We start from the raw sequence: 18,669 nt of genomic DNA on the forward strand, positions 1-18,669 counted from the left end.
GCTCAGCGCCCCGCGTCGTAGAGGTGGCGTCCGCCATGGCTGACGACCTTGACCACCACGCCGCGGCGGTGGAGCTCGGCGACCGTGCGGGTCTCCTCGTCGATGTCGCGGCCGAGCGCGTGCACGTTGGCGACGACGAGCACGTCGCCCCGCACGAGCGTGCCGAAGAGGCGCACCAGCCGCTCCTCCCACGACTCGAGGGTCTCGGGGGCCGGGTGGCGGAAGCCCTCGATCGGCACACCGAAACGCGTGAGATCGTTGCGCTGCTCGACGACGGAGGGCATGTCGTCGCGGGAGATCACCAGGCCCACCAGGCGCGAGCCGGCGGGCTGGGCCAGCCACCAGTTGCGGTCCTGCTGCAGCTCGGTGAAGCACTTCGGGCACTCGGCGGCGGGGTGTGGGAGGTGCAGCGGCGCGGTGTCGGCGCCGACGGACTGCGCGGTCGCGGCGGCGTGCGTGCGCGCGGCATCCGGCGTCTTCGTCGTGTCGGTCATGGGGGCCCCTTCGCTCGCCCCATTGTCTCACCCGGCGACGTCAGTCCTGGTCCCCGAGCCGCAGCTCGAAGCTGAGCCGATCCGCGTCGAGCTCGGCCAGCGCGTGCCGCAGCGACTGCCGCCGGGTGTCAGAGTGCGCCGAGCTCCCGCACCGCGTCGCGCTCGGCGACCAGTTCGTCGACGGATGCCGCGAGCCGGCCCCGTGCGCGCTCGTCGAGGTCGAGCCCCTCCACCACCTCGTAGCCGTCCCCCCGCGAGGTCACCGGGAACGAGCACACGATCCCCTCCGGCACGCCGTACTCGCCGCGGGAGACCACGGCCGCCGACGTCCAGCCCCCGCGCGTCCCCTGCTGCTCATCGCGCACGTGGTCGATCGCGGCGTTGGCGGCGGACGCGACCGACGACGAGCCGCGGACCTCGATGATCTCCGCGCCGCGCTTGGCGACGCGCGGAATGAAGACCTCGTCGAGCCACGACGTCGCCGCGTCGCGGCCGCCGAGGCGCTCGGCGAGCACCTCGAGGAGCGGCATCCGTCCTCCCGATCCCTCCGCCGGCGGCACGGTCGCGTGCGAGACGTCGGGGAACTGCGTCGCCGAGTGGTTGCCCCAGATGGCGACGTCCTCGATCTCGCCGGCCCCGATCCGGAGCGTCTCGGCGAGCTGACCCACGGCCCGGTTGTGGTCGAGGCGGGTGAGCGCGCTGAAGCGCTCCACGGGCACGTCCGGGCCGGCGGATGCCGCCGCGATGAGCGCGTTGGTGTTCGCGGGGTTGCCCACCACGACGACCCGGACGTCGTCGTCGGCGACCGCGCCGATCGCCGCCCCCTGGGGGCCGAAGATGCCGGCGTTCGCCGCCAGGAGATCCCCGCGCTCCATGCCGGCCGAACGGGGCCGGGCGCCCACGAGCATCGCGATGTGCGTGCCGTCGAACGCGGTGAGGGGATCGTCGGCGATGTCGACCTCGCGCAGCAGCGGGAACGCGCAGTCCTGCAGTTCGAGCGCCGCACCCTCGGCCGAGCGCATGCCCTGCGGGATCTCGAGCAGGCGCAGGCGGATCGGCACGTCGGGGCCGAGCATGTCGCCCGCGGCGATGCGGAACATGAGGGCGTAGCCGATCTGTCCGCCGCCGCCGGTGATGGTCACGGTCCTGGGCGTGTTCGTCATGGCTCGAGCCTATGCCCGCGGCATTTTACCCTTTCGCGGGGATACGGGGAGGCTCCTCGGCGGAAGGCGTGCATCGGGGTACCGTGACTGCCATGACGTTCAATGAGAACGCCAACGTCGGGGGGAACCGGGCGAGGCGTCGGGGAGCCGGGGCGGCGGTCGCCGGCGGCGGCATCGCGGGTATCGGCGCGATCGCGGTGCTGCTGTTCCAGCTCTTCACCGGGCAGGACCTGTCGGGCCTCGTGCCCGCACCGCAGACGGGGTCGGGCGCGGAGTCCGAGATCCAGCAGTGCGAGACCGGGGCCGACGCCAACCGCGACGACGCCTGCCGACTCGCAGCGGGCAGCGTCGTGCTCGACGAGTACTGGGAGACGCAGGTGCAGGGTTACCGGGCGCCCCAGCTCGTCATCGTCGACGGGCAGACCGGCACGCAGTGCGGCACGGCCTCCAACCAGACCGGACCGTTCTACTGCCCGCCCGAGGAGACCGTCTACATCGACCCGACCTTCTTCGGCCTGCTGCGCCAGCAGTTCGACGCCTCCGCGGGCGACCTCGCCCAGCTGTACGTGCTCGCGCACGAGTACGGGCACCACGTCCAGTACATCACCGGCGTCATGGAGCAGCACCCGAACAACGGCACGGGTCCCGACAGCAACGGCGTGCGCACCGAGCTGCAGGCCGACTGCTTCGCCGGGGCCTGGGTCGGCGACATGACCGAGCTGGAGGACGACAACGGGGTGCCGTATCTGAAGGCGCCGACGCAGCAGCAGATCGCCGACGCGATCAACGCCGCGGGGACGGTGGGCGACGACCACATCCAGCAGGAAACCGGCGGCACGGTGAACCCCGAGAGCTGGACCCACGGGTCCAGCGAGCAGCGGCAGCGGTGGTTCGAGACGGGCTACCAGAGCGGCCCGTCCGCCTGCGACACCTTCGGCGTCGCCGGGGGAAGTCTGTGAACGAGCACCTCGACGAGATCCTCTACCCCGCCATCGAGCCCTACGACACCGGCACCCTGATCGCCGGCGAGGGGAACCGCATCTACTACGAGCAGTGCGGCAACCCCGACGGCAAGCCCGTGGTGTTCCTGCACGGCGGCCCGGGGGCCGGGGCATCCGCGTGGCACCGTCGCTTCTTCGACCCGGAGCGCTACCGCATCATCCTCATCGACCAGCGCGGCTGCGGCCGGTCGACTCCGCATGCGAGCGACCCGCACGCCGACCTGCGGCACAACACGACGTGGCACCTCGTGGCCGACATCGAGCTGCTGCGCCGCAACCTCGGCATCGCCAAGTGGCAGGTCTTCGGCGGCTCGTGGGGCAGCGCGCTGGCTCTCGCCTACACCCAGGCGCACCCGCGCGCGGTCAGCGAGATCGTGCTGCGCGGCATCTTCACGCTGCGCCGCCACGAGCTGGAGTGGTTCTACGAGGGCGGCGCCGCGTCGATCGTCCCGGATCTGTGGGAGGACTTCGTCGCCCCCATCCCGATCCTCGAGCGGTCGCAGATGATGCAGGCCTATCACCGCCGCCTCACCGACCCGGACCCCGAGGTGCACGTGCCCGCCGCGATCGCCTGGTCGCGCTGGGAGGCCGCGAACCTCACCCTTCTTCCCGATCCCGCACTGATCGAGTCGATGACCGAGCCTCGCGCGGCCGTCGCGTTCGCACGCATCGAGAACCACTACTTCCTCCACGGCGGCTGGTTCGACGAGCGCCAGCTCATCGCCGGCGTCGAGCGCATCCGGCACATCCCCGCCGTGATCGTGCAGGGCCGGTACGACCTGTGCACGCCCGCGATGACGGCGTGGGACCTTCACCGCGCGTGGCCCGAGGCCGAGTTCACGATGGTTCCGGATGCCGCGCACGCGGCGTCCGAGCCCGGCATCGCCGCCGCCCTGCGCGCCGCCACCGATCGGTTCGCGGCCGACGCGCACGACGGGCACGGCGCCGTCGAGGTCGATGATCCGCGCGACGAGCATGACGACGCCGCGGTCGAGGACGAGGCCGCGGGCGAGGCATCCGTCGCCCCCGGCATCGACACGACGGAACCCGCGCGCGAGTCCGGCGCCGCATAGCCCTGCCTCCGGGCGGCGGGCAACGCTCAGGTGCGCACTGGTAGGGTGGGTAGCCTTGCAGCGCTCCGATGCGCTTCTCGCGTCGTAGAACGCTTCCTTTCCGCCGCCGCGCCCCGCGCGATGCCGGTGATGACATTCGTACGGCGACCCGTGGGCGAGATCCGCCCCCGGCCACCGACAGGGCACCACTGTGCCCGGAGATGTAACCATCCATGACTGAAACCTCCTTCGGCGCGCTCGGCGTGCCGCAGCCCCTCGTCGACGCGCTGGCCGCCGACGGCAAGACCACCGCGTTCCCGATCCAGGTCGACACGCTCCCCGACACCCTCTCCGGCCGCGACGTGCTCGGCCGCGGCAAGACCGGCTCGGGCAAGACCCTGGCCTTCTCGATCCCCATGGCCGCGCGCCTGGGCGGCAAGCTCGCCGGCGGCAACCGCCGCAAGGGCCGCCCGCTCGGCCTCGTGCTCGCGCCGACGCGCGAGCTCGCGACCCAGATCGACGCGGTCCTCGCCCCGCTCGCCAAGGCGTACGGCCTCACGACCACCACGATCTTCGGCGGCGTGAACCAGAACCGCCAGGTGAACGCCCTCAACGCCGGTGTCGACATCGTCGTGGCGTGCCCTGGTCGCCTCGAGGACCTCATGAAGCAGGGCTTCGTGCGCCTCGACGCGGTCGAGATGACCGTCATCGACGAGGCGGACCACATGGCCGACCTCGGCTTCCTGCCGGGCGTCACGCGCATCCTGAACGCCACGCCGGCCGGCGGCCAGCGGCTGCTGTTCAGCGCGACCCTCGACAACGGGGTCGACAAGCTCGTGAACCGCTTCCTGCAGAACGAGGTGCTGCACTCCGTCGACGAGGCGCACTCGCCCGTCGCCGCGATGACGCACCACGTCTTCACGCTGGCCGACGCCGACGCCAAGAAGGACGTCGTCAAGGCGCTCGCCTCCGGCACCGGCCGGCGCATCCTGTTCATGCGCACCAAGCACCAGGCCAAGAAGCTCGCGAAGCAGCTGACCGGCGAGGGCATCCCCGCCGTCGACCTGCACGGCAACCTGTCGCAGGCCGCCCGCGACCGCAACCTCGCGGCGTTCTCGGGCGGCAGCGTCAAGGTGCTCGTCGCGACGGACGTCGCCGCCCGCGGCGTGCACGTCGACGACGTCGAGCTCGTCATCCACGTCGACCCGCCGACCGAGCACAAGGCGTACCTGCACCGCTCCGGCCGCACCGCCCGCGCCGGTGCCGAGGGCGCCGTCGTCACCCTCGTGCTCCCCGAGCAGCGGCGCGACGTGTCGCAGCTGCTGCGCAAGGCCGCGATCTCGGTCGAGCCCGTCGCCGTGACGGCCTCCTCGCCCGAGGTCGTCGAGCTCGTCGGCCAGGTCGCACCGTACGTCAAGCCCGTTCCGGTCGCCGAGACCCCGCGCGGCACCAGCCAGGGTGCGAACGCGCAGCGCAAGCGCGCGGCTCGTGACGCACGCGACACGGATGCCGGCACCCGCTCGGGTGGCTCGGGTTCGGGTGGCTCGGGTTCGGGCGGCGGTCGTCGTCGCCGCGGCTCCGGCCAGGGCGCTCCCGCCGCCGCGGGTCAGCGCACCGGCGCGCCGCGCCGCGATGCCGCCGCGGCACGCGACAAGGCCGCGCACCAGCGCCACGACCAGAGCGCCGGTCACACCCGGTCGGCTCAGCCCGCCGGCAACCCGCGCACGCCCGGCCGCCGCGCCTCCTCGGCCGGCACCGGCAAGCTCATGGTCGGCTCGGTCGTCCGGCCCAACGGCACCAACCGCCGCGGCGGCCGCTGACCCGCCGACAGAACCCCTCGCCCCTGATGGGGCGGGGGGTTCTGTCGTCCCCCCGCGCTTCCCCGCGCTTCCCCGCGCTTCCGTCGGCGGGGTCGTCGCGCCCTCGGCATCCCAGGGTGAACACCACATCCGCGACGAGACACCGCGACGCAGCGTGGTGTCTCGCCACGGATGCGGTGTTTCGGGGGAAACGAACAGGCGCGGGTCGCAGGGCGGGGGACGGGTCAGCGGCGGCCGCGCAGCAGGTCGGCGGCGACCTCGCCGATGACGATCGTGGGGGCGTTGGTGTGGCCGCGGATGACGGTGGGCATGACGGATGCGTCGGCCACACGCAGGCCCGTGACCCCGCGGACGCGGAGCTCGGGGTCGACGACGGAGGCGGCATCCGTCCCCATCCGCGCCGTCCCGACCGGGTGGTAGAGCGTATGGGAGTAGCGGCGGAGCGACAGCTCGGCGCGCTCGGCGGCGGTCATGCGCTCGCCGCCCTCGGGCTGCACCCAGCCGCCCGTCGTGACGGCGCGCAGCGCGTCGGTGTCGAGGAGCCGCTCGCACTCCGCCAGGCCCGCGAGCATCGTGGCCTCGTCGATGCCATCCGGATCCGACAGGTACGCGGGGTCGATGAGCGGCTTGTCGGCGGGATCGCCCGACGCGAGGCGGATCGTCCCGCGGCTGCGCGGACGCAGCAGGATCGCGCCGACGGTGATGCCGTGGCCGGGTGAGGGTACGAGCCCCTCGCCGATGTAGGGCACCGCCGCGAAGATGAGCTCGATGTCGGGCAGCCCCTCGGGGGTGCCGGACCGCTCGGCGACCTCCGTCCGCACGAACCCGTACGCTTCGGCGACGTTGGAGGTCAGCATCCCTCGCCGCCGCGTGACGTACTTCACCAGCTCGGCGACGCGATCGGCGTCGTGCAGCGTGCCGGCGTCGACGGCGGGGGCGAGGCCGGCCACGAGGTGGTCCTGCAGATTCGCGCCGACGCCCGGCGCGTCGACGACGACGCCGATCCCGTGCTCGGCGAGGTGATCGGCCGGCCCGATCCCGCTCAGCATCAGCAGCTGCGGCGTGTTGATCGCGCCGGCGCACAGCACGACCTCGCGCCGCGCCCGCACGTGACGGGTCACGCCGCCGATGTCGAGGTACACGCCGCTCGCGCGCCGCTCGTCGCCGGCACCACCGGCGCCGAACGTGACGCGGCGCACCAGCGCACCGGTCAGCACCCGCAGGTTGCGGCGCGCGGCGGCCGGCCGCAGGTACGCGTCGGCGGTCGACGCGCGTGCACCGCGGCGCTGGGTCACCATCGTCTGCGAGAAGCCCTGACCGGAGGGCAGGTTGGGAGGAGTGAGCGGATGCCCCGCCTCGGCGGCCGCCGCCAGGAACGCCGCCGTGTGGGGTCGCGGGTCGCGCTGGGGCTCGACGGGCTGTGCGCCGTCGGTGCCCTGCGACGGATCGGCCGGGTCGGTCGTGCGCTCGACGCGCCGGAAGTAGGGGACCAGCGCGTCCCACGACCAGGTCGGGCCGGCGGCATCCGCCCATTCGTCGTAGTCCGCCGCGAACCCGCGGATCCACATGAGCGCGTTGAGCGACGACGAGCCGCCGAGCGTCTTGCCGCGCGGCCAGTAGACGGTTCGGCCGTCGAGCCCGGGCTGCGGCACGGTGTCGTAGCTCCAGTCGTACGGGCCGCGGAACAGTCGCGAGAACGCCGCCGGCACGTGCAGCTCGATCGCCCTGTCGGGCCCACCGGCCTCGAGCAGCAGCACCGAGGCCGACGGATCCTCGCTCAGCCGTGCGGCCAGCGCGGCACCGGCGGAACCGGCGCCGACGACGACGTAGTCCGCTTCCAGCCCGTCGCGGCCGAAGGCGCCGACGTCCCACCGCCGGGCTGCCCGCCGGCGGGGGGTGGCCACCGCCCCGGTCACGCCCGCATGGCCTTCGCGAGCGTCCTCACGAGCCCGGGGACCCGGCCGTCGATCAGGTAGCGCGTGAGGCCGGCGCTGACCTCGGCGCCGGTGCGCGAGCTCACGAACCACGGCGGCGTGGGCAGCACCGTGCGCCGGGCCAGGCGCACCCGCCGCAGGGTGTCGCCCATCGATCGAGGGAAGGGACGGAACGGACCGCGGCCGATCGAGCGCTCCACCCGGTCCAGCAGCAGCGCGTTGTGCACGATCCCGATTCCGCTCGAGACGTCGGCGAGCGTGGCGCCCGGGAACCCGCCCCACGTGAGACGCGCGGTGAGGAAGTTGAACGCCGTCCACGTGTTGATCGCGATGTCGCCGTAGCGGAGGTCGGCGATGGCGCGCTCGAAGCCGTCCCCGAGGGCCTCCTCGGTCGCGGGGTCGATGAGCACGTTGGCGCCGAGGGTCCCGGTCAGCTTCTCGTTGGCGTGGGCGACCGCGGCGTCGAGGAACTCCTGCCCGGTTCCTCTCACCTCCACGACCCCGAGGACGGGCGCGAAGTACTCGACGGTCTCGATCGCGGTGGCATCGGCGTGCGGCCCGACCTCGACGAGGGCGCGGGTGCCGTCCGCGCTCCACACCGCGTCGGGATAGTCGGATGCCGCGGCCGCGAGCCGCTCGTCGCTGCGGGGATACCACACCGGGCGCACGGGGGCGGCGGTGTAGGCGGCGTGGAGCTCGCGCAGGAACGCCTCTCGCTGGGGCCAGTCCGCGCTCAGGATCACCACCTGCCCGGCGATGCAGTTGTGGCCGGCGTTGACCAGGCGCATCGTCGCGACGTGCTGGGCCTGGTATCTCAGGTCGGCGGCCGACCAGCGTCCGGGCACCACGATGATGGGCGACACCCCGCCGAGCTCCGCCGTGATCGGCACGGTGAGCGACGGTTCGCCCTTCTGCGCCGCCGCCGTCGTCCCGGCACCGGCGTCCGAGTCGCTCGCCGGGCGTGCCGGATCGCCCCACACGATCGCGTCGAACGTGCCGGCGGATCCGGTGATGTGCACGTGCGCGATGCCCGGGTGCGACGTCAGGTAGGCGCCGGTCGCGGCGCCGCCGCGCACGATGCGCAGGAAGCCGGGCTCGATGAGCGGCGCGAGGGCCTGCTCGAAGACCGGCAGGAGGGTGTCCTGGGTGGGATTGAGCTTCAGCAGCGCGACGCGGTTGGCGGCGACGAGCTCGTACAGCACGTCGGCGGCCGGGATCGAGGCCACATTCCCGGCGCCGAGGACGAGCCCGACGCCCGCAGGCTCGGTGGGCGTCAGCTGGGCGAGCCCCGCCTCGCGCCGGGCGTCGGCGGCCGTCACCCCCGGTTGGAACCACACCTCGCCGGTGAAGCCGGACAGGAGGAGACGCTCGGTGCCGTTGAGCGGGAAGGTGTGGGCGCGGAGGCGCCCTCCCGGAGCCGTGTCGAGCCTCACGCCGTCGAGCGGGTTCCCGCCCTTCGACAGTGTCTGCAGGGTCTCGCGCAGGGCGTCGAGGAGGCTGATGATCGCGTACGGCCCGCCGAGCCATTCCTCCGCGGACAGCGGATGCCCCGGCTCCAGGCCCTTCGAGGTCGTGGCGATGTCGGCCCAGTCCTCGGCGGCCGCTCCGACGGCGTCGCGCACGCGGCCGAGCAGTCGTGCCCGCTGGTCGAGGGTGAGCGCGGCCCACACGCGCGAGCCGTCCTCCAGACGGGCGATCGCCTCGTCGAGGGCGGCGCGCTCGGCGGCGGGGAGCGCCGCCGGCGTCGCACCCGGGGCGTCACCCGTCGTCTCCGCCTCGGCGGGGGCGCTGCCGGCCATGTGCTCTCCTTCGACGCAGAGGGTGACGGTGCGCGGGGGCGTCCGTCTCGGGCATCCTACGTCACGTCGACCCAGCGACAGGACGCAGTCTCACCCTGCCTGGCACGCGGTCTCGCCGCTGCCTCCGCGTGCCGGGGACGGCGGCGGTCCCCGCGCGCCGGGTCAGGCCTCGGCCCGGACGGCGGCCTCGACGGCTCGCAGACCCGCGAGCGTCTCGGCGAACGAGGTCGACAGCGGCGACAGGCCGACGCGCAGGCCGCCGGGGTCGCGGTAGTCGGGGATGACGTCCTCGGTCCACAGCCGGGCGGTCACCGCGCGCATCCGCGGGTGCGACAGCGTCACGTGCCCGCCGCGGAGGTTCGGGTCGCGAGGAGACGCGATCTCGACGCCGAGCGGAGAGAGCACCTCATCGGCGGCGCGCACGGCGAACTCGGTCAGCGCGACCGACTTCGACCGGACGGCCTCGATCCCCACCTCCTCGATGAGGGCCAGGGTGTCCTGCATCGCCAGCATGCCGACGATCGGCGGCGTGCCCGACAGGAATCGCCGCATGCCCGCGGCCGGCCGGTACTGCGGTCCCATGGCGAACACGTCGGCGGTGCCCATCCAACCGTGGATCGGCTGGGCGAGGCGATCCTGCAGCCGCGTCGCCACGTAGGCGAACGCCGGCGAGCCGGGACCGCCGTTGAGGTACTTGTACGTGCAGCCGACCGCGACGTCGAATCCCCAGGCGTCCGCCTCGACGGGGACGGAGCCGGCCGAGTGGCACAAGTCCCACACGATGAGCGCGCCGGCGTCGTGGGCGATGCGGGTGAGAGCCGGGGCATCCGCCAGATATCCCGAGCGGTACGCGACGTGCGAGAGAAGCACGACCGCCGTCTCGGGCCCGACCGCCGCCCGCAGGGCCTCGGCCGTCACGCCCGACGCGAGGTCGACCTCGATCCAGCGCACCCGGCCGCCGCGCTCGGCGGCGATGCCCTCGACGAGGTACCGGTCGGTGGGGAAGTTGTCGCGGTCGACGACGATCTCGACTCTGCCGGGGTCGGCCGCCACCGCGGCGTCGAACGCCGCGCGCAGGAGCTTGTACAGCATCACGGTGGTCGAGTCGCCGATGACGGTCTGCCCCGGGGCCGCGCCGATCGCGGCGCGCCCGACGGCGTCGCCGATCTCGAAGGGGAGGTGCATCCAGGACTCGTCCCACCCTCGGATGAGCCGGCCGCCCCATTCGTCGCGCGTGAACGCCGCGAGCCGGTCGACGGTCGCCCGCAGCGGCCGGCCGAGCGAATTGCCGTCGAAGTAGACCAGCGACGACTCGGCTCCGACGAACCGTTCGCGGTGCGTCCGCAGGGGATCGGCCGCGTCGAGGGCCGCGGCATCCGTTTCGAGGTCCGCCACCGCGCCGGTCCCGGCACGACCGGGGGTTCGGGGCGCGTCCCGCACGTTCGGGGCGTGCGGCACGCGCCCCGAACGTCCGTCGTGCGCCCCGAACCCGGAAGAGGCCGGGTCCGACGATGCGACGGGATCAGTGGTCGTCATGGACGAGCTCCTCGGTGGGGACGACGGTCGCGCCGCGCAGCCACTCGGCGACCTCGTCGAGCTGGCCGGGCGGCGGACCCGGGACGAACGTGCGGACGCCCGACGGCGGCTCGGCGAACGGCCACGGGTCGGACATCGCGCGGATCAGCGCCGCTCCGCGCACACCGGCCCGGTCCAGCGCCGAGACCTCCTCGGCGTTCACCCCCACCGGCTGCTCCCCGTTGCCGAGGTCCGTGCCGTAGAGCACGCGTCCGCCGGCCGCGGCGAAGCCCGCCAGATTCACCCGCGCGAACTCCGCCGCCTCGGCGTCGTCCCGGTGGATGGCCAGTGTCGAGATCCACACGTGACCGGCCGCGGCGGCGTGGGCGATGAAGGCGCGCCCGACGTACTCGCTGAACGGCGTATGGGCGAAGCCGCTCACTCCGGCCTCGAACGCGAGCCGTGGCATCCCCTCGCCCTCGGCGTGGGCGATCACGGGCAGCCCGCGCTCGCGGGCCACCTCGACGACGGCGGACAGCGTCGCCGGATCGAGCACGGGCCCGGCAGCGCTGTTGAGCGACGCCTTGATGACGGATGCCCCGAACGACGCCTGCTCGTCGACCGCGGTGGCGGCGCTCCCGGGAACGCCGGGGTGGGTGGAGGGATCGCTGATCTCGCGGGCGATCTCGGCCGGCGCCCAGGACCGGCCGACGGGGTAGCCGCCGGGGGCGGTCAGGAACGCACCGGCGTATGCCACGCGGGGAATGCTGTGGTTCTCGCGGCGGGCGAGGGCCACCGGATCGCCGCCGAGGTCCACGACGCCCGCGATCCCGCCCGACGCGAGGCGGCTCTCGTCGATGAGGTGCAGGTGCACGTGGTGATCGGTGAACGGGGGCAGTGAGACGCCGTGCTCTCCGGTGATCGCCCGGTGGCAGAGTCCGGCGTCGTCGCCCAGGAGGGCGCGGAGCGCATGAGGATCGTGGTTCATCACAGCTCCGTCCGCACCGCGTACAGCTCGGGGAAGAACGTGAGGTCGAGCGCGCGCTGCAGGAACGGCACACCGCTGGAGCCGCCGGTCCCGGTCTTCAGGCCGATGATCCGCTCGACGGTCTTGAGGTGGCGGAACCGCCAGAGCTGGAAGTTGTCCTCGAGGTCGACCAGCTCCTCGCACGTCTCGTACGCCGCCCAGTGCGCGCGGGGGTCGCGGTAGATGTCGACGAAGACCGGCACGAGCTCGGGCGAGTAGGTCCAGGCGGTGGTCACGTCGCGGTCGAGGAGCGCGGCGGGGACGGGGTAGCCCGAGCGGGCCAGGAGCCGCAGGAACTCGTCGTAGAGGCTCGGCGCCTCCAGCGCCGCCGTCACGAGCGCGTGGGCGCCGGGGTCGGACTCGAAGACCCGCAGCATGCCGGCGTTCTTGTTGCCGAGGGTGAACTCCACCGCGCGGTACTGCGCCGACTGGAAGCCGCTCGCGTTGCCCAGAACGCCCCGGAACTGGCCGTACTCGGCGGGTGTGAGCGTCGCCAGCACCGACCACTGCTCGGTGAGGGTCTTCTGGATGTGCTTCACCCGGGCGATGCACTTGAGCGCGGGGGCGAGCTGATCCTCGCGCAGCAGCCGGCAGGCGGCGCCGAGCTCGTGCAGCACGAGCTTCAGCCACAGCTCGGTGGTCTGGTGCTGCACGATGAACAGCAGCTCATCGTGGTGCTCGGGGTCGCTGAGGGGACGTTGCGCCGACAGCAGCGTGGCGAGTTCGAGGTACCCGCCGTAGCTCATGCGGTCCTGGAAGTCGGTGACCACCGACCCCTCGATCGCCCGGGTGTTGCGTTCGACGCTCACGGCCTCAGCCTAATGAGGAGCGGCGTCGCGCCGTCAGGCCCGTGCGTCGATCCGTGTCAGATGAGGGACAGCTCGCGGAGCTTCGCCTCGACGTCGGAGTTGGACGGCTCGACGTGGTGCGAGGCGTCGGGGTAGACCACGACGGGGATGTTGGTGCGGCCGGAGATGTCACGCGCGACGTCGGCGGCGGACGGGTCGGCGACGAGGTCGACGTACGTGTACGAGACGCCCAGCTCGTCGAGCTGCTTCTTCGTGCGGACGCAGTCGCGGCACCAGTCCGCGCCGAACATGGTGATGGTCGTGGGGGAGGTCATCGTTCCATTCTCCCCCGGGAATCCTGGGTGGGCGCCGCATGCGGGGGCCGGCCCAGCCGCGGTTGCGGCATCCGTCCGGGGGAGAGGTGACGCGCGATCACCGGCGCATGGGAGGATATGCGGCAATGCAGCTGTCGATCATCGTCCCGACGTACAACGAGGCTCCGAACGTCACGGAGCTCGTGCGTCGCATCGCGGCCGCGATCGCCGAGGTGCCCGGCGGCGTCGAGGCCGAGATCCTCTTCGTGGACGACAGCACGGATGCCACGCCCGACGTGATCCGCACGGTGGCGGCATCCGCTCCCGTGCCGGTCAGGCTCATCCATCGCGACAGGCCCACCGGCGGTCTCGGCGGTGCCGTGATCCAGGGGCTCGCCGAGGCCGCGGCCGACGCGTGCCTCGTCATCGACGGCGATCTGCAGCATCCGCCCGAGAAGATCCCCGAGATGTGGGAGCGCTTCTCGCACGGCGACGTCGACGTCGTCATCGCGTCGCGGTACGCCGGCGGCGGCACCGCCCACGGCCTCGCCGACCGCACGCGCGTACTGGTCTCCAAGGCCTCGACCGCCCTCACGCGCGCGATGTTCCCCGTCCGCTTGCGCGAGGTCAGCGATCCCATGACCGGCTTCTTCCTGATCGACCGGCGAAGCGTGGATCAGGCGCTGCTGCGACCGCGCGGCTTCAAGATCCTGCTCGAGATCCTCGCGCGGCGTCCGATGCGCATCGCGGAGGTGCCGTTCGACTTCGCCGACCGCCATGCCGGCGAGTCCAAGGCGTCCATCCGGCAGGGCGTGCACTTCCTCACCCAGCTCACCGCGCTGCGCTTCGGCAAGATGTCGCTCTTCGCCGTCATCGGCGGGCTGGGGGCTGTCGCCAACGTGGCGATCGTGTGGGCGCTCACCGGACTCGGGGTCGACTACATCATCGCGGCGATCGTCGCCGCCGAGGTGACGATCATCGGCAACTTCCTGCTGCTCGAGCGCTTCGTCTTCCATGACATGCGCGACCAGGCGTCGGGCGGCTGGGTGCGCTTCGCGAAGTCGTTCACCTTCAACAACGCCGAGGCGCTCATCCGCATCCCGATCATCGCGCTGATGGTCGAGTCGTGGCATTTCTCCGCCGTGGTGGCCACGGCCATCACGCTCGTGGTGGCGTTCTTCGTGCGGTTCGTGTTCCACTCTCTGGTCGTCTACGCGCCCCGCAGGCCCGGAGTCGCGCCCAGCCCTGCGCGGCGCTTCGTCGACGAGCTGGACGCGCAGGCCACGGCGCCCGGCGAGCTCTAGCAGCGGCCCGGCCCGGAGGCGCCGGTCGCCCGCTACCCGATGAGGCCGACGAGGGCGTCCAGGCCCATGCCGTAGTTGATGCGCACCGTCGGAAGGGCGAGCTTGTCGGTGCCGATCGTGACGGAGCCCGGCTCGATGGTCCGCGCCATCTCGAAGCCGGCCTGGCGCAGCCCCTCTTTCGCGGTGTCGTCGTAGTGGCCGAAGGGGTAGGCCATCACCTGCTTGACGCCCAGCACCGCCGCCGAGGTCTCCATGTCGGCGACGATCTCCGGCACCGAGAGGTTCACGATGCGGCCGTCGCCGTCGTCGCCCGCACGGTGCATGTCGTGCGTGTGCGATCGCTGCTGCACGTAGGGGGAGGGCGAGGGACCCGTCCCGTCGATGGTGATGCAGAAGGCGGTGGTCAGCACCTTCTTCTCGACCACGATCGGAACAGCCATCTGCAGCCACGTCATGTCGCAGTCGTCGTCGGTCACGATCACCGAGTGCGGCGGCAGGAACAGGCGCCCGTCGATGAACGCCGAGAGCTCGTCCCACGTCGGCAGGTAGAACCCGGTCGTCGCGATGTGGTTCATGTGGGCGTCGAAGTCGCCGATGTAGGCGTAGTTGCCGCGCAGCCACCCGCTCTCGCCCTCGGGCTTCGCGGTGAACTGGTGGTACATCAGGATCGGGATGCGGGAATCCGCTGCCGCGTTCTGCTCCGGGCTCATCCACGCGCCGTGCAGCGTCGCGCGCCGATCTGTGCACACCACGGTCTCCGAGCCGTTGATGCGGCCGGGGATGGCGAGCGCCGCCGCATCCTCGGGGTTCGCATACCACCCGGCGAAGACGAGGCCCTCGCGCGCGGGGATCGGCAGGTCGGCGTAGAGCGCCCCCTGCGTCTGCAGCATCGGGGCGTCGGCGACGCCCTCCCCTGTGAAGCTGACGACGCACGCCGCGGGGTCGGAGGTGGTGGCGAGCAGCTCGTGCTCGGGCGTCAGCGGGGTCGGCTCCGGCGTCGCCTCGGGGCTCGGCGCCGTCGGCGGTGCCGCTGCCTGGGTCGCGCGAGCCTCTGCGCCGGCGCGCGCGAAGCTCACGGCCGCGATCGTGCCGCCGACGGCGGCGAGCACGACGACGGCGCCGGCGACGCCTGCGAACAGGCGCCGACGACGAACCCGCGCCGACGGACGGGCGGGACCGGTACCGAATGTGGCCATGCGACTCCCCCAGGAGTCCGCGCCGCGCGTCCCCACGCACGACTCTCGACGCCGATCGTATCGGGATGCCGCGACCGCCCCCCGATGGAACCGCGGGTTGTGGGGAACCGGCGTGACGCCGGGCGGATGCGCTCGCTACGCTCGGATGTCGTGCTGCCTGCCGACTGGATCGAACATCGTCGCGCCGACGGCGAGCTGCTGGGATGGATGCTGCCGCACGGCGAGGGCTTCCGCGTCTTCGACCTGCTCGGGCGCGAGCGCACACCGGCGGGTGCCGAAGGGCCACTGGACTGGCTCGTTGCCGAGGGGCTCCTCGAGGAGCTCGGCATCGGCTACCTCGCGGACCGGTGGACGCTGCGCCTGCCCGATGGCACCGAGCGTCCGGTGCGGATCGCCGAGGCGAGCTCCCGCGGCGTCACCGTGGTCGCCGACGAGTACGGGGCGGCGTCGGCTGTCGGCGCGGACCCGGAGCGCTTCCGCCTGCCGTTCCCCGTGACCGACGAGCTCCGCCCCGCGTGAGGCGCGGCGGTCCCGGAGTGCGCACCGGCATCTCCTCTGCACCCGGCGACCCCGGCTGGCTACAGTGAACGCATGACGACGCTCGTGCTCACCGTGGTCGGCGACGACCGCGTCGGACTCGTGGCCGCGGTCGCCGACGTCGTGGACGACCACGGCGGCAACTGGGAGAACAGCCAGCTCGCCGAGCTGGCGGGCGCATTCGCGGGCATCATCGAGGTCTCCGTCGCGCCCGAGCGCGCCACCGAGCTGCGCGAGGCGCTCGCCGTCCTCGACGGCCTGCTCGAGGTCACGGTGCACCCCGGATCGGCCGAGCCGCCGGCGGGGGCGGCGCGACTGCTGCACCTGAAGGTCATCGGCAACGACCATCCCGGGATCGTGCGCGACATCTCCGCGGTCCTTCACCGCCACGACGTCTCGATCGACCGTCTCACCACCACGACGACCGACGCGGCGATGTACGGCGGCCGGCTCTTCGAGGCGTCGGTCGTCGCCCGGGTTCCGGCATCCGTCGACCTGGACGCTCTGACGGCCGAGCTCGAGCGTCTCGCGGCCGAGATCCAGGTCGACGTCACGCTCGAGCCCTGATCCGGCGCCCGGTCGAGTACCTCCCCCACGCCGGCGGGCCGGCCGAACCGGAGCGGCCCCGCCTCCGGCGCGAACGGGGGCGGGGCCGGCTCCTGTGGGAGCTGCCGCGGTGAGGCGCGGCGCTACGCGATCAACCGCACGGCGCGCGGCAGACCGGGCTCACCGGCGGCTGCCGGCGCGGCGCCCGGAGTAGCGTCAGCCTGTCCGCGCGGTGCGACGGCCACCACGTACACCCCGTCCTTGCGGTAGTCCACGGTGTACTGGGTGCCCTCGGCGCCCCCGGTCACGGCCACCGACGCGAACCGTCCGTTGGACCGGTCGTGCTCGATGACGCGCACGCCGTCCGCCGACGCGCCGAGGCCCGCCACGTCGACCTCGAGCGTGCCCGCGTAGCGCGCCGTCCCCTCGACGGCGAGCGCCGGTGCGGACGCGGTCTCCTGGGTGAGCCGCAGGGTCGCGTCGCGTCCCTGGACGTACGAGTCCGCCACCTGCACCGTCTCTGCGGCGGTGTCGACCAACGCGCCGGCGCGCACCTCGACCGCGCCCGCGCCGAGCGACTCGGCGAGCGTCGCGACCACGTCGCCGCCCGCCACGAGCACGCCGCCCGCGAACGAGTTCTCTCCGGCCAGGGTGAGGCTGCCGGTGCCGTGCTTGGTCAGCCCGCCCGCGCCGTCGATGTCGTTGAGCCACACATCGGCGGCCGCGGTGCCGCCGGCCGCGGCATCCATCGTCACGCTCACATCGCGGTCGAGCGTGCCGAAGCCGTGGACGGCCGAGTAGAGGTCGATGCGCCCCCATCCTTCGGCGTCGCCCACGAGCGGCAGCGACGAGTCGACGGCGGTCGAGTACAGCACCCAGCGCAGCTGATCGTCACTCAGATACGGGAACCGGGAGCGAAGCAGCGATTCCGCACCCGCCGGCACGTGCACGGGCTCGCCCGAGGCGCCGACCGGGGTGAGCCCGAAGGTCGTCAGGTCGTGATAGCGCGCGAGCTCCGCCTGGTACGCCTCGCGGTCGGCGTCGAGCTGCGGCGTCAGATCGAGCAGCTCGCGGGTGTCGGTCCGCGCCTGGGCGATGAGCGCGGAGTTCTCCGGGTCGGCCAGCGTCGCGCCGGCGAGGCCTGTCGCGAGGATGCGGCCGCCGATCACGTCCAGCGGCGAATGCATGCCCGAGACGACCCGCGTGCGTCCGAGGTCGGCAGCCGTCATGAGCAACTCGTCGTAGTGCTCCGGCGCCGAAGAGGCGAGCGCGAGACCCGCGATGAAGGCGGCATTGGTGTGGCCGCTCGGGAACCCGCCGTCGGAGGCGGCGTCGGCCTCGGGCACGAGGCGCACGACGAGCTCGGGCACGACCTCCACGTCGGAGCTCCAGCGGAAGGGCCGCATGTACTGGTAGTGGAACTTCGCGTGGTTGCCCGACGCGTACGGGCCGCGCAGCGTGTTCACGAGGCGCACGGCGGAACCGAGGGGCGAGTCGGCGTCGGCCCAGACGCCGTTGGCGTTGCCCTCGTCGCTGTAGCGGACGGTGAGCGCATCGGCCGGCACCTCCGTGATCGTCGTGCCGGCGCCGGTCAGCGACGCGAACTCCTCAGCGTCCTCGCCGAGGCCCGCGATCAGCGAGTAGCTCTGGTGGCGGCGGTCATCGATCCACGCCTGGTCGGACTCGGCGTCGGTGCGGTTCCGGGTGATGTCCTCGACGATGCCGATGTTCTCGGCGTGGAGCTGCGCGTTCAGCACCGTCCCGTCGTTCCATGAGGAGCCCGGGGTGAAGTAGTCGAGCATGGGCGTCAACACCCCGATGGCGGGATTGGCCTGCGGGGTGTCGTTCGCGGAGACGTTCTGACGATAGGTGTCGGTGAACGTGCCGTAGACGCCTGGCCGCGGTTCGATCGCGGTCGCCGGGGTGAACGCGGCCGGGTCTCCGGAGCCGGCAGCCCGTGGCGCGCTGGAATGGGCGGGAGGAGCGGCAGCCCCGGCATGCGCGGCGGCGGGCGGCAGCACCAGCGACGTCAGCACGACGCACCCGACGGTGGTGGCGACGGCGCGTCGCGGGGATCGAGGCCGGTGGGGGGTGGTTCTCACCACGTCAACTCCTTCGTTCGACAGACTCCCGTGACGCGCCGTTGCACGCCGAAGAGGACCCCGGCGAGGTCGTCACG

The 18,669-nt window shown here is 72.8% G+C and carries 16 protein-coding genes; 6 read left to right on the forward strand and 10 right to left on the reverse strand.

Annotated elements, in window-relative coordinates:
* Positions 1–2 precede the first annotated feature (2 nt).
* Together ACFRAL_RS03205 and ACFRAL_RS03210 are read right to left on the reverse strand one after the other, a co-directional pair.
* Positions 3–494, reverse strand: coding sequence for a recombinase family protein (locus ACFRAL_RS03205; protein WP_336393841.1), 492 nt, complete (start codon positions 492–494; stop codon positions 3–5).
* A 128-nt stretch (positions 495–622) separates the two neighbouring features.
* Entirely contained in the window at positions 623–1,657 is a 1,035-nt protein-coding gene (locus tag ACFRAL_RS03210) for a malate dehydrogenase (RefSeq protein WP_336393840.1), read from the reverse strand.
* Between the two features lie 92 nt (positions 1,658–1,749).
* On the opposite strand from ACFRAL_RS03210, the gene ACFRAL_RS03215 reads away from it, so the two are divergent.
* The 3 genes from ACFRAL_RS03215 (at position 1,750) to ACFRAL_RS03225 (ending at position 5,530) form a co-directional block, all read left to right on the forward strand.
* Positions 1,750–2,616: a neutral zinc metallopeptidase gene (locus ACFRAL_RS03215; RefSeq protein ID WP_378879652.1), complete on the forward strand. Its 867-nt coding sequence runs from the start codon at positions 1,750–1,752 to the stop codon at positions 2,614–2,616.
* On the forward strand, positions 2,613–3,731 hold the full coding sequence (pip, locus tag ACFRAL_RS03220) for a prolyl aminopeptidase (protein WP_378879655.1): 1,119 nt from the start codon (positions 2,613–2,615) through the stop codon (positions 3,729–3,731). The genes ACFRAL_RS03215 and pip overlap by 4 nt, the downstream gene beginning before the upstream one ends.
* Before the next feature lie 212 nt (positions 3,732–3,943).
* Positions 3,944–5,530 carry a DEAD/DEAH box helicase gene (locus ACFRAL_RS03225; RefSeq protein ID WP_378879658.1) on the forward strand — a complete coding sequence of 529 codons (1,587 nt, stop codon included), beginning with the start codon at positions 3,944–3,946 and terminating at the stop codon, positions 5,528–5,530.
* Positions 5,531–5,754: 224 nt separating this feature from the next.
* Here the strand turns inward: ACFRAL_RS03225 and ACFRAL_RS03230 are convergent, their stop codons facing one another.
* From ACFRAL_RS03230 to ACFRAL_RS03255, 6 genes are all read right to left on the reverse strand, one after another.
* Positions 5,755–7,446, reverse strand: a complete 1,692-nt coding sequence (locus ACFRAL_RS03230; protein ID WP_378879661.1) for a GMC family oxidoreductase — start codon at positions 7,444–7,446, stop codon at positions 5,755–5,757.
* Positions 7,443–9,263: an aldehyde dehydrogenase family protein gene (locus tag ACFRAL_RS03235; protein ID WP_378879664.1), complete on the reverse strand. Its 1,821-nt coding sequence runs from the start codon at positions 9,261–9,263 to the stop codon at positions 7,443–7,445. Before ACFRAL_RS03235 ends, ACFRAL_RS03230 begins: the two co-directional genes overlap by 4 nt.
* Positions 9,264–9,425: 162 nt before the next feature.
* Entirely contained in the window at positions 9,426–10,799 is a 1,374-nt protein-coding gene (locus ACFRAL_RS03240) for a kynureninase (protein ID WP_378879667.1), read from the reverse strand.
* Positions 10,786–11,766, reverse strand: coding sequence for a hypothetical protein (locus ACFRAL_RS03245; RefSeq protein WP_378879670.1), 981 nt, complete (start codon positions 11,764–11,766; stop codon positions 10,786–10,788). The genes ACFRAL_RS03240 and ACFRAL_RS03245 overlap by 14 nt, the downstream gene beginning before the upstream one ends.
* Positions 11,766–12,614 carry a tryptophan 2,3-dioxygenase gene (gene kynA / locus ACFRAL_RS03250; RefSeq protein ID WP_378879673.1) on the reverse strand — a complete coding sequence of 283 codons (849 nt, stop codon included), beginning with the start codon at positions 12,612–12,614 and terminating at the stop codon, positions 11,766–11,768. Before kynA ends, ACFRAL_RS03245 begins: the two co-directional genes overlap by 1 nt.
* A gap of 56 nt (positions 12,615–12,670) precedes the next feature.
* A complete protein-coding gene (locus ACFRAL_RS03255; RefSeq protein ID WP_336393831.1) occupies positions 12,671–12,928 on the reverse strand; it encodes a glutaredoxin domain-containing protein in 258 nt (85 codons plus the stop codon).
* 125 nt (positions 12,929–13,053) lie between these two features.
* Here ACFRAL_RS03255 and ACFRAL_RS03260 point away from each other — a divergent pair, with 125 nt between their 5' ends.
* Complete coding sequence (locus tag ACFRAL_RS03260) at positions 13,054–14,211, forward strand: glycosyltransferase (protein ID WP_378879676.1); 1,158 nt, start codon at positions 13,054–13,056, stop codon at positions 14,209–14,211.
* Between the two features lie 32 nt (positions 14,212–14,243).
* Here the strand turns inward: ACFRAL_RS03260 and ACFRAL_RS03265 are convergent, their stop codons facing one another.
* Positions 14,244–15,407 (reverse strand): xylanase, encoded by a 1,164-nt coding sequence (locus ACFRAL_RS03265; protein ID WP_378879679.1) that lies wholly within the window; start codon positions 15,405–15,407, stop codon positions 14,244–14,246.
* Between the two features lie 150 nt (positions 15,408–15,557).
* Between ACFRAL_RS03265 and ACFRAL_RS03270 the strand changes: the two genes are divergently transcribed.
* Positions 15,558–15,926, forward strand: a complete 369-nt coding sequence (locus ACFRAL_RS03270) for a hypothetical protein (protein ID WP_378879682.1) — start codon at positions 15,558–15,560, stop codon at positions 15,924–15,926.
* A 72-nt stretch (positions 15,927–15,998) separates the two neighbouring features.
* A complete protein-coding gene (locus ACFRAL_RS03275) occupies positions 15,999–16,511 on the forward strand; it encodes an ACT domain-containing protein (RefSeq protein ID WP_336393827.1) in 513 nt (170 codons plus the stop codon).
* 122 nt (positions 16,512–16,633) lie between these two features.
* On the opposite strand, the gene ACFRAL_RS03280 is transcribed toward ACFRAL_RS03275, so the two are convergent.
* Positions 16,634–18,595 carry a phosphatase PAP2 family protein gene (locus tag ACFRAL_RS03280; protein WP_378879686.1) on the reverse strand — a complete coding sequence of 654 codons (1,962 nt, stop codon included), beginning with the start codon at positions 18,593–18,595 and terminating at the stop codon, positions 16,634–16,636.
* Between the last annotated feature and the right edge of the window lie 74 nt (positions 18,596–18,669).

The organism is Microbacterium sp. NPDC056736 (genome assembly GCF_042790415.1).
Lineage (GTDB): Bacteria > Actinomycetota > Actinomycetes > Actinomycetales > Microbacteriaceae > Microbacterium.